Genomic DNA, 9,943 nt, shown 5'->3' on the forward strand with positions numbered 1-9,943 from the left:
CTGCGGTCCACACGCCGCTTAATCGTTCGTGCGCAGCACAACCTCAAGCACTGCGTCTTCCATGACCTGGAGATCCTTGAATAGCGCGGCGCGGTGGCGACACTTGATGCCAGTGAGGCGCATAACGGGCTCGACCGCTGCATAGTCGAACCCGGTCTGTATCAGCCTCGCATCGGCCATCGTCGAGAGCGCCGTCATGCGCCACTGTGTCGACAAGGCGAGGAACAGTTGCACGACGCGCCAGTTCTCTGGATAGACCTCGTACGCGCCATCGACACGCAGAGCATTGGCCCTCCCGATGTCGAATTGGCTTGCACCGAATGCAGCAAGGGCATCCACCACGCCCGAGTCGATTCGCATGTCGACATCGCCGCCGGCCCACCGACGCGCCGCGCCAATCAGTTTTTTCGCACGGCCTCGCGGCAATGACTGAGGAAAGCGCTGAGGACCGCATTCGGCACCTGAGTGATCTCGAAGAGCCGATCGCGATTCTCGAAAGTGAACGGGACAGGCTGTCCCTGGTCGTCGAGAATATTTCGCCATCCGACAACAAGCGGCTTGACGTCGTCGACGATGTTCTGCGTCTCTTTCTGCACAAACGCGAGCAACTCGCTGCGCTTCAAACGCGTGAATTCGATCACGACTTTGTGGATTTCCGGAGCGCCATCGTCGGCATTGCCAGGGATCGAGAACTCGACCGGTGCAGTGAACGTCGGCCGCTCGGCCACAGTGAAGATCGTCATATCAACCTCAGAAATGAGAACGGGCCGCATATAGCGGCCCGTTCGGGTGCGTGGAAAGTTACTTCACCGTGATGACCAGTTCGTCGTTTCCGTTTTGCGGACTCAACCCCAGGTCGCCATTGAGGAGCGCCTTGCTGTTCTGGTCGGAATAGGACAGGTTGCTAATCTGTGCCTGAGGCGCTTCGAACAGGACGATGTTTCCTGCCATCATCCCTTGCTGCACCGTCAGCGGCCCGAGCGTTGCATCCTTCGCCGCAGTCCACCAATCCTGGTCCGAAACTTTCGACAACTCCATGACGATCTTGCCCGTGGGCTGACGGTCATCGACTTCAGCGCCTTCTTCGCCGATCAGTTGAAACCAGTTGAGCGAGTTTGCGATATCGAGGGACAGCGACTTCAGCGGTCCGGTGTAGCCAAACATCGACCAGCTCGTATTCGCGCTAAGGGCGAGCTTCGGCGTGAGGAACTTCGAAAAGTCTGTGCCGGCGGGCAACGGCGTGTCCGTCACAGCGTTGTACGCCCCCATGAACTTGAACGTCATCTTCGGAATCGCTCCCGACTCGAGGTCGAAAGAGACGGTCCCGTAAGCGTCCGTCAACTGGTGCAACAAGCCGTCGAGATAGTAGTAAATCGTGAGCGGCGTGTCCGGCTTCAGACTGACCGGCGCGTACTTGACGTCGGAGCCATCCGTCACGGTCTCGGCGAAATAACAACCGACAAGCAGGAGTCCCCAGGCCGGCGGAGTACCAGGCACACCCGACCCGGCGATTTCGACGTCGAAGCTCAGCTCTGTGTGCACGCCGGCCGAAAGCTGCTGACTAGTGCCAAAGTACGGACGGATCAAATCGCGACTGACCATCGTCGCGGAGACCGGTGTATGACTCGGATTGGTCACCAACATCGCGTCGTCCGCGCCGGTCGGCACAGCGGGTGCGCCGATAGCGGTCTGCAATTTCGCGAGAATGACGGTGTTCTTGATGGATTTTGCCATCGAGGCCCTCTATATAGATATGACACCGTCCTACAAAGAGGCGGTCGGCGTCTGATACTGGAACACGTACTGCACCGTAATGACGCCAACCCCACCTTCCACGTCGGCTGCACGCGGCTCGTCGGTCGGCCCCTCCGTTACGCCCAACAGACCCGGCGCATCAAAGGCCATCACCACCGGGTGAGCGCGCTCGAAAATCTCGTCGGCAGCGCGGTCAGGTGCGGTGTCGCGCACCACGGCCGTGAGCATGACGATGCACTCTCGTGTCGTGACGCCGATGTCTTGCGTCGGCACATCACGCCCACGGTGGACGACAAGCACACGCGCTTCGCTACCGCTGACTGCATCGAAGACCGAACGCTCGATCTGCACGTCGATCGCCTGTAGCTGAGCGTCGTCCTGCAACTGCGTCATAAGTGATTCGACATATGACTCACGACGGGTCGTCATTTCGCGACCTCCAAGTCCGCAAGCATGAAGAAGCCGTCATCCTTGCGACGCGGCGGCCGACGAACGCGATAGCAGACTTCGTCGACCTTGATAATCGAGCCGCGAGCAAGTGCAGGAAGATCGGCAGCCTGATATTCGATCTGATATTCGGCGACCGTTACCTGACCATCGAGATCCAACTGATCGGGAGTGGCAAACCCAACTTGCACGCCGCCGGGCACATCGTCGACGTAGGCCGTCTTCAACATGCCGGCGGCGGCGAACGCCGCCCAGAACACGCCGGCGTCAAACACGTTAGGCTCCGGGCAGGCGCACGCGCGCGAGCGTGGCGTTCGCGACCTTGGGCTCCGAGAAGATGCCGATCAGCGTATTCTCGGCGGCCGTTGCGGTTACGTTGCCCGCCGTCGAGTCCCAGTAGGCAGCATCGCCTACGGTTCCGACTGCTGCCGCAGCAGCCGTCAATTCGTACACGCCTTCGAGGTAATACACACCTTCGGTATTGGCATCGAAGTTACCGGATGCGATCGCCGGACGATTCGTGTTACCCAGCAAGACAAGTTGCCCAGACGTCACTGCGACGGCGAGCGTAGCCGCAAGCGTGCGACCCGCTTGAATGAAGTTCTTCATATGCGATGGATTGATCTCGAGAGAAAAGGATGCGTGCTCGGGCATCGAGCACGCGCGTCAGGACCGCCTGCCCGTTATTAGCCTTGGCCCGGATTCTTGAAGAGGCCGCGATAGTCGATCGCCTTTGCCGCGAAATCGAGCCGCGCCTTGACCTTCAAACCGTCAACGTCGAAGTCGAGCGATTGCTCGGTGTACAGACCCTCTTCGCCCTCGAGGTAGCAGAACTCGACCGTATCGATCGTTGCCGGGTCCGCCGCGAGATACCACGCCGTCGTGCTCGAGTCGTCGAGACGCGGTTCGACGATCGGCGTCAGGCTCTTGAAGAACGGATTCTGCTGCGCGGGATCGTTCGGCACGTATTGATTGCTCGTGAACTGCCCAGCCACCGTTTCAAGTGCCGCCGGCACGATCAGATACGACGGTGTCGCGTTGAGGGGCGTACCATCACCGGGCGCCTTCTGCGTACGCATTGCCGCACGCGCAAGCGTCAGCGTATCGATCCCGATCGCACCGGCGGCGCCGAGGTTTTTATGCCCCGCATCGAACAGTGCCTTGCCATCCGACATTTTCGCGGTGCCCGTGAGAGCACCGTAGACGATATCGGATTCGAGGTTTGCCGCCGCACGACCGAAGTAAATCGGCACGCGCTGCAGCGCGGAAAGATCATCGTTGATGATCATCGCGCGCGTGAAGTTGACGATCTTGCCGTACGTGCCGAGCTGGATCACTTCGCCGCCGTCGACGAGCGAACCGTATTTGTATTCGCCCGCCTCGCTGACCTTCTCGAGCTTCACGGCGCCGTCGACCATTACTCGCGTCGCCGCGCGAAAGTCAGCCAGCGTACCTTGACGCGCCCACGCCGTGAAACTGCGCGGCGCTGCCGAGTACGCATCGCGCAACGTCCGATTGATCACATTGCCGAACACGACGGGCAGATCGGACGTCGTGTTATAGCCGCCGCGCGCGGACAGACCGAGCGCTACCCCGGCGAGTTCGCGCACGTCCATGCCGCGCGTATCGATGTTCGCAGCCTCGAGGCCGACGCGACAGAATTCACGCAGCGTCATGCCTCGATACTGACGAGCCGCGTCCGTCAACGCGTGTCGCGGGTTGATTCGATGCACGAGTGCATCGGTCATCGCCGCACGCCGCACGTCCGACTCGTCGGTGACCGTTTCGATCTGCGACTGTCCACGCACCTGCGACGACTGCGACTGCTCCGCCTGCAGCGTCAAAACCTGCGAGCGGACCGCATCGGCCGACAGACCACGTTCGACGAAATCTTCGATCAGCGTTTGCTGATTCGGCAGCGTGCTCGCACGCACCGCGTCGCGGATCGCCTTCATGCGCTCCCGCTCCGCTTGTACCCCTTCGGCGCGGACAGCGTCGGTGGACGGCGCTGCGCCTTCGCTGCGTACCGTCGCATTCGGATCAACAGGCGCCGCGGTCGTCGATTGGTTCTGGGTTTCATGGGTTGCCGGCATCGTGGTTCCTTCGTTTCGCTGGGAGGCGCTCGCCCCACCGGGTTGATTGCCTGCGCTTCGATCGTGGTATTCGCAGGGGAAAAAGCGTTGATGAGATTCGAATGCGTCGCTGCGTACCGTTGCACCGGTATCGGCGGGAATCGCCACGAGCGAGATCTCGTAGGGCTCCCAATCCGTCGCGCGATAGATCCATTGATCGTTGCCCTCCTGGCCCGGAGGGATCATGTCGACCGCATACGTTCGATAGCCGACCGAGACGTTTCGCAAGATTCCGTCTTGCACGTCCTGAAAATAAGGGTCAGCGCTGTCTCGCTTCGAGAAGCGCAATTGCGCGTCACCCGAGCCCGCGCCGCTGTTCAGCGAGGCCGAACTGACCACGCCAAGCACCGAATCAAGGCCCCCCCAACGATCGTGGGAATTGAGAACCGGTGCTGCGCCGGATTGAAGCCGGTCCATCCGCACTGCACCGGGCTCCGTGCTCAGCTCCTCCAAATACGAACGGTCACGGTAGTAGTCATATCGTGGAACCTGTGCGCCGGTCGTCCACGTGACATTGACGGTGCGACTGTCGGTATTCACCGACGACACAGGCATGAGGCGCGTACACAGCGGCATCGACGATGCGCGCGCCTGCGCATCGGTCGACTGAGAGGTGCCGTTCGCGGGCATCGTCAGCTCCTAAAAAAATGCCCGCATTTGCGGGCATCAAGTAAATCCATACGACGGTGACTTCATCCGCCGCTTACTGGCACTTCGATAAGCAGCGAGTCTTCCGAAATCTCGCGATCGGTTTGGTCAGGATCATCGCCCAGCTCGCGAATCACCTGATGCCGACTCTTGAGGTGCGCGTCGATCAGCGCGATCAAGCCATTCGCTTCACGCAACGGATCGATGAATTCGACACGATGTGGCGTCCAAGTCACTTTGCATCGCGTCAGCTTGGTTTCGCCCGCGAGGTATGCCGTCGACACAAAGCGCTTGGCGACAACCTTGCATAGCAAGGGAACTACCACCAGCCAGAGTTTCTGCTCTTGAATGCGCTTGAACTCGATCTTTCCCATTCGGCCGCTGGTGAAATTGACCTGGGAATAGTCGCCCGTAAGTTGCTCGTACGTGATGTCCGAGCCAGCCGCCAGCGCTCGCAAATCGACGCGCACGCTCGCCTCGTAGCCGTTGTTCGACGCGGGCGCCGCAAACTCGACGGTCTCACCCTGCCTCAAATACTCGACCATGCCGGGCGATAACGACTCGACACGCGGGCCTCCAGCGGACGCACCAGCCCCGATAGGCTTCCCGACTGAAAATCCGTCGTCGCTCGACGTCACGAATGCGGCGAAACACGCCTCGATCTTCTTGCGCACCAGCTCGGCGTCCTGGTACTCGTCGAGATCGCGTGCTTTCCAGATCGAGACCGCAAATTCAGGCAAACCACGAACGGATCCCGGACGTTTCGTCGAGTCAAATAGATGAATGACGTCACCCGCCGGAACGAAGCGACTTTGCATGTTGCGCGGCACGGTTGCAATTTCACCCGGATGCTGATCGAAGAACCAATATCCGGTTCGCTGTCCGATCAGATTGAACTGGACACCCATGATGCAGAAGCCGCTAGGCACAGGGCCGGTTCGGTTGCTATCGAGGAAGTCGGCCTCGAGCACCTGAAGTTGCAGCGGCACGGTCAAATCATCGTCAAGCGTGCGCGTCCGAAAGCGCAGGAAGCACTCGCCCGACTCCTCCATCGCACGGCAGGTCTGCGCTTGGATCCCGTTGAAATCGAGCAAACCACCGGCGTCGCACTCTTCAATCCAATCGTTCCAGAGCGCCTGCAGGGCTTCGTCGTCAAACTTGGCCTTGATGCCGGTGCCGATCAGGTTGCCAACTTTGACGTTAAGCGCATGCTTGATGTGCCCGTTATTGCGCACGAGATCACGTGAACGATTTCTCAGCGTCGCGAGCGCGGGAGCAAGCTCCGCATTGGCGCTACCGCCACCGGCTTTCCACCCGGCCGATCGAGGCCCACGCTTGGCACCATCGAAGCCGCGCACCGAGTCGAGCGCCATTCGCGCGCGCAATCGCTTGGCCGCACGCATCGGTGCGAAATATTCAACTGCACGATCAAAGAGGTTGCGCTTCATAGTCAGAATCGCTCATAGATGCCGACGCTCGGCCGACGACGAGATGCAGGGTTCGCTGCAGCGATATCCGCTTTGATCGCGTCGCGGGCCGCCAGCAGTTCCGTCATATGGCGATACGTGACCTTTTTTCCGTTGTATTCGACGGTCAATGCGCCAGTTGCAATGGCACGCTCGACCGCCGTCAGATCCTGCTGTGTGAAAGCCATATTTATCGCCTCAGCCAATTGTCTCTACGCGGCACCCATGCACTCGATTGCGGTTGCTCCGCGCGTTGCGGCTCGACAGTCGCTACCGGCGCCTCACCGGCATGCGTATCACGAAGAGCTGTCAGCAGATTTCCAAGCCGGGCGGCCGCCTCCCCAATGCCCGAGGTCTGAACAGCCTCGGGCTGAGTCTCGTCGACCACCTCCGCCGTCACCTCTTGCGCCGTATCGGAAGATGCAGCGAAGAGATCGCGCACACGCGGCTCAACGACAACCTCTAGTGCCGCCCAGTCCGCGTCCTGCAGGGCATTTAGACGCAATCGCGGGTGGTACGCGCAGGCGAAGTTGTAGACCTTCAGATCGAGCGCTTCATTGCGCTTTCGCAGCTTGTCCCAACGATCCTTCGACACGTTGTACGCCTCTGCCGTCAACTGCTCGAAATACTCATCCTCGAGATCCGTCGAGAAGTGCATCCGGCGCTCCGTGACCTCCCGTTCCTCGTCCGCCGCAAGCGTGCCGAAGATTCGATCCTTCGCGGTATCAGTGCCCACGGGCCACAGTTGCACGCCGTTCTTGATGGTCTTGCCGCGTATGGTGACGTCCTGATCCGTCGGACGGCCGATAATCGGCTTGTGCTTATCGCGCGCCCCTTTGACCGCGAACACGCCACGATGGCGACGCAACCGGCAGTAGTCGTAAACGTCCTGCGTGCGACTGCCGCCGGAGTCGATCGCGCACAGTTCGATGCGCATGGGCACACCAAAGCTATTCGTGATCGGCGCATCGAGAAGCCTGTCTAGGGCGGCCCACGGTTCAGGTGTCGATGGATCACCGCGCAGGACGACGTGATCGATCGTCCAGTTCCGCAACCCACGTCCCCAACCCGAGACCTCCACCTCAAGACGATCGTTCTGCGTATCGACCGATGCGGTCAGCACCAGGCACCCGATCGGGATCGTACGGAGGCGATATGCCTCAGCTCGCCGCTTGATCGTCTCCCACTTCATCTCCGCGCTCTTGTCTTCGTAGCACTCGGCGAGCGCGTTGTTCACGAAGGCAATCATCTTTTCCGGATCGGTCAGCGCGAGTTCATAGTCGGCTGCCAGCTCGGCCCACGGGCGCCATCCGAGCGGTGCATACAGCGCCGAAAGGTGAAAGCTCGCCGTCTTTCCATCGCCGGCCGCCGTGGGCATCCAGTACGCGCCTTCATACCCGCGCGTTTTCCACGCATGCTCTGGACTACCGATGCCGCAGCCTAGCGCCTGGCAGTGGTACACAACAGTGGACGGATCGCCGGGCGTCCATTTCATCCCGGCGTGCCAGTCGAAAAACTGTGGACGCCCGCACTCAGGGCAATGTACAAAGTAACGGCGTTGGTCGCCGCGCTCGAATAGCCGATCGATTTGCGATCGGCGCTTGATCGTCGGCGTGCTATTCGCGAAGATCTTTGCGCGCCGACCAAAGTTGCTTGTCCGATTGATCGCGAGGTCGATCGGATTGCCTTGGCCATCGACGTTCAGCTCGTATTCGTCGACTTCTTCGAGCAGGACATATCGGACCGTCGTCGACTTCAGACGCCCCGCTCGCGTCGCACTGACGAGATTAAGCAGGCCGCCTGGAAATCGCTTGCGCAGCTTCGTGTTATCACTGCCCTTGCGATTCGCATCTTTCACGCGCTTGCGCAGCTCGCGCGTCGAATGACGCATCGGCTCGAAGCGATCCATCTCCCACTTTTCAGCGTCGTCCTTCGTCGCGAACACGGCAAGAATATTGCCGGCCGCCGACGTGATGCATCGGCCAATGAAATTCTCGCCGAGCGCGGAGCCGCCGAGTTGGTGGCCCTTCTTGAGGCCAACGATCACGATGCCGATGTTGTCGAAAAGACGCGCATCATCGTGGGCGTATCGCGTCACGCTGCTCGACTGCCCGGAGAGCGCGTCCATGATCCCGACGAGATACGGTGTTCGACTATTGCGCCATTGCCCAGGCTCCGGACTGCTCTCCGGCAGGATTCGATGACGTTCGGACCATTCGGCGATGCCGATGCGTTGATCAGGTCGAATCGCCTCCGTAATCGTCTTCAGAAACGAATCGATCGCCCCCATCGTTCTCCTCCTCGTCGCTGTCGCGCATCAACGTTGCTGCGTCAATCGATGACAGGGCGCGCGCCAGCTCTTCTTCGAGCATCGCCTCGACACGCGACGGATCGGCTTCTGCTGCGAGCGAGTCTTTCACTCGCACGGGCACATTCATAACGTTGTCGCGCACCGTGCGGAAGGCGGTGAATGCCATGCGTTGTGCGTCCGCGAGTGACAGCGTGTTTCCGCGATCACGCTCCAGCTCCATTCGTTCGCGCTCGAGACGGGTCTGCTCTCGTGCGGCCCGCGCAGCGCGATAAGCGGCCATGTGCGGGTCTTCGCCTGCACCGGCAGGCGGTAGATCGTCGTCGTCAGGATCTGCCGGCGGCGACGATGTCGCCGTGCTCGAAAGCGCGCGTGACGGGCGAGACAGATCCTCGAATGAACGACGGCTTTCGTCCGTGTTGCGTCGCCACGCGCGCTCGGCGGCGTCGACATCAATCTTGCCGGTCGACGTCAGACTGATGCGCCCCGCCTTGATTGCCTTCTGCACGGCGTTGAGCGCGACGCCCATGTGACGTGCGAACGCGCGTTGACTGACCTCGGCCATATGACCACCTTTGACCACCCGAAGTGACCACCTGACCACCTGAGTGACCACCCTGAAAAAAGCTTGCGACGACGCGTTTGACGGGGCTCGAATTACCCGCATGGGCCGAGGTCCGGGAAGGACCCAAGGGCATGAGAATGATTCGCATCCACGCGCCCAACGCATCGCCGCGAGCGCGCGCAGGCAGGTTGAGCGAGCCAACGCGGCTCACCAATGGCGTCTATCGACGAGTCGCAACCGCCATCGCGATCGCTGCCTCGAGCTCACCAGGCAACGTCGCCGTCATCACCGCATCCGCCGCGTCATAGAACGGAAAGCGAGCCGAGTAATTCGGCGATCGAACGAACATCAATATCGGTCGCACCGCATAGCCTTGAGCAAACTGATATCGAGCCCACACGCCCAAGGGCAAGCGACCGCCACCAGGTCGACCGACGAAATAGCGAACGTCTTTCGTCGGATTGCGCCGCTTGCGTCGACGCGATGCGGTTGTTTCGTTCTGCGCTCTGTCGCGCGAGGCTTGTAACGTAAGCGTTGCCCCATCACCGTCTCGACATGGCAGCGGCGAGTGTCCAGAGTAGGCCCCACCAAATCGAGTGGTGGAGCCCATTTTGTCAACAGA

General features: G+C 60.7%; 11 protein-coding genes and 1 pseudogene. All 12 read right to left on the bottom strand.

Translation table 11 applies throughout. The features are described 5' to 3' along the window. Positions 1 to 18: 18 nt before the first annotated feature. Positions 19 to 360, bottom strand: a complete 342-nt coding sequence (locus D7S86_RS28405) for a DUF1799 domain-containing protein (RefSeq protein ID WP_158602119.1) — start codon at positions 358 to 360, stop codon at positions 19 to 21. A 38-nt stretch (positions 361 to 398) separates the two neighbouring features. Beyond that, entirely contained in the window at positions 399 to 773 is a 375-nt protein-coding gene (locus D7S86_RS29705) for a phage tail assembly chaperone (RefSeq protein ID WP_158602120.1), read from the bottom strand. 28 nt (positions 774 to 801) lie between these two features. Continuing rightward, entirely contained in the window at positions 802 to 1,734 is a 933-nt protein-coding gene (locus D7S86_RS28410; protein ID WP_166444172.1) for a phage tail tube protein, read from the bottom strand. A gap of 30 nt (positions 1,735 to 1,764) precedes the next feature. Then, complete coding sequence (locus tag D7S86_RS28415) at positions 1,765 to 2,148, bottom strand: hypothetical protein (protein ID WP_240648448.1); 384 nt, start codon at positions 2,146 to 2,148, stop codon at positions 1,765 to 1,767. A gap of 32 nt (positions 2,149 to 2,180) precedes the next feature. Beyond that, positions 2,181 to 2,477 (bottom strand): head-tail joining protein, encoded by a 297-nt coding sequence (locus D7S86_RS28420; RefSeq protein ID WP_121091497.1) that lies wholly within the window; start codon positions 2,475 to 2,477, stop codon positions 2,181 to 2,183. Position 2,478: 1 nt separating this feature from the next. Continuing rightward, positions 2,479 to 2,856, bottom strand: coding sequence for a DUF2190 family protein (locus D7S86_RS28425; RefSeq protein ID WP_240648449.1), 378 nt, complete (start codon positions 2,854 to 2,856; stop codon positions 2,479 to 2,481). Between the two features lie 32 nt (positions 2,857 to 2,888). After that, on the bottom strand, positions 2,889 to 4,964 hold the full coding sequence (locus D7S86_RS28430) for a prohead protease/major capsid protein fusion protein (protein WP_240648450.1): 2,076 nt from the start codon (positions 4,962 to 4,964) through the stop codon (positions 2,889 to 2,891). Positions 4,965 to 5,026: 62 nt separating this feature from the next. Then, on the bottom strand, positions 5,027 to 6,430 hold the full coding sequence (locus tag D7S86_RS28435) for a phage portal protein (RefSeq protein ID WP_121091499.1): 1,404 nt from the start codon (positions 6,428 to 6,430) through the stop codon (positions 5,027 to 5,029). Between the two features lie 2 nt (positions 6,431 to 6,432). After that, positions 6,433 to 6,636, bottom strand: a complete 204-nt coding sequence (locus D7S86_RS28440; RefSeq protein WP_121091500.1) for a phage head-tail joining protein — start codon at positions 6,634 to 6,636, stop codon at positions 6,433 to 6,435. Between the two features lie 2 nt (positions 6,637 to 6,638). Next, positions 6,639 to 8,738: a phage terminase large subunit family protein gene (locus D7S86_RS28445; RefSeq protein ID WP_121091501.1), complete on the bottom strand. Its 2,100-nt coding sequence runs from the start codon at positions 8,736 to 8,738 to the stop codon at positions 6,639 to 6,641. Then, positions 8,686 to 9,321 (bottom strand): hypothetical protein, encoded by a 636-nt coding sequence (locus D7S86_RS28450; RefSeq protein ID WP_121091502.1) that lies wholly within the window; start codon positions 9,319 to 9,321, stop codon positions 8,686 to 8,688. The genes D7S86_RS28445 and D7S86_RS28450 overlap by 53 nt, the downstream gene beginning before the upstream one ends. A gap of 220 nt (positions 9,322 to 9,541) precedes the next feature. Next, positions 9,542 to 9,943, bottom strand: a pseudogene (locus D7S86_RS30030) (hypothetical protein); the annotation flags it as partial.

The sequence above is a fragment of the Pararobbsia silviterrae genome (assembly GCF_003628125.1).
GTDB lineage: Bacteria > Pseudomonadota > Gammaproteobacteria > Burkholderiales > Burkholderiaceae > Pararobbsia > Pararobbsia silviterrae.

Excerpts from the sequence above, each read along its gene's own strand:
- D7S86_RS28405 (WP_158602119.1), bottom strand. The coding sequence starts at position 360 with ATGCGAATCGACTCGGGCGTGGTGGATGCCCTTGCTGCATTCGGTGCA.
- D7S86_RS29705 (WP_158602120.1), bottom strand. The coding sequence starts at position 773 with ATGCGGCCCGTTCTCATTTCTGAGGTTGATATGACGATCTTCACTGTG.
- D7S86_RS28410 (WP_166444172.1), bottom strand. The coding sequence starts at position 1,734 with ATGGCAAAATCCATCAAGAACACCGTCATTCTCGCGAAATTGCAGACC.
- D7S86_RS28415 (WP_240648448.1), bottom strand. The coding sequence starts at position 2,148 with ATGACGCAGTTGCAGGACGACGCTCAGCTACAGGCGATCGACGTGCAG.
- D7S86_RS28425 (WP_240648449.1), bottom strand. The coding sequence starts at position 2,856 with ATGCCCGAGCACGCATCCTTTTCTCTCGAGATCAATCCATCGCATATG.
- D7S86_RS28430 (WP_240648450.1), bottom strand. The coding sequence starts at position 4,964 with ATGCCCGCGAACGGCACCTCTCAGTCGACCGATGCGCAGGCGCGCGCA.
- D7S86_RS28435 (WP_121091499.1), bottom strand. The coding sequence starts at position 6,430 with ATGAAGCGCAACCTCTTTGATCGTGCAGTTGAATATTTCGCACCGATG.
- D7S86_RS28440 (WP_121091500.1), bottom strand. The coding sequence starts at position 6,636 with ATGGCTTTCACACAGCAGGATCTGACGGCGGTCGAGCGTGCCATTGCA.
- D7S86_RS28445 (WP_121091501.1), bottom strand. The coding sequence starts at position 8,738 with ATGGGGGCGATCGATTCGTTTCTGAAGACGATTACGGAGGCGATTCGA.
- D7S86_RS28450 (WP_121091502.1), bottom strand. The coding sequence starts at position 9,321 with ATGGCCGAGGTCAGTCAACGCGCGTTCGCACGTCACATGGGCGTCGCG.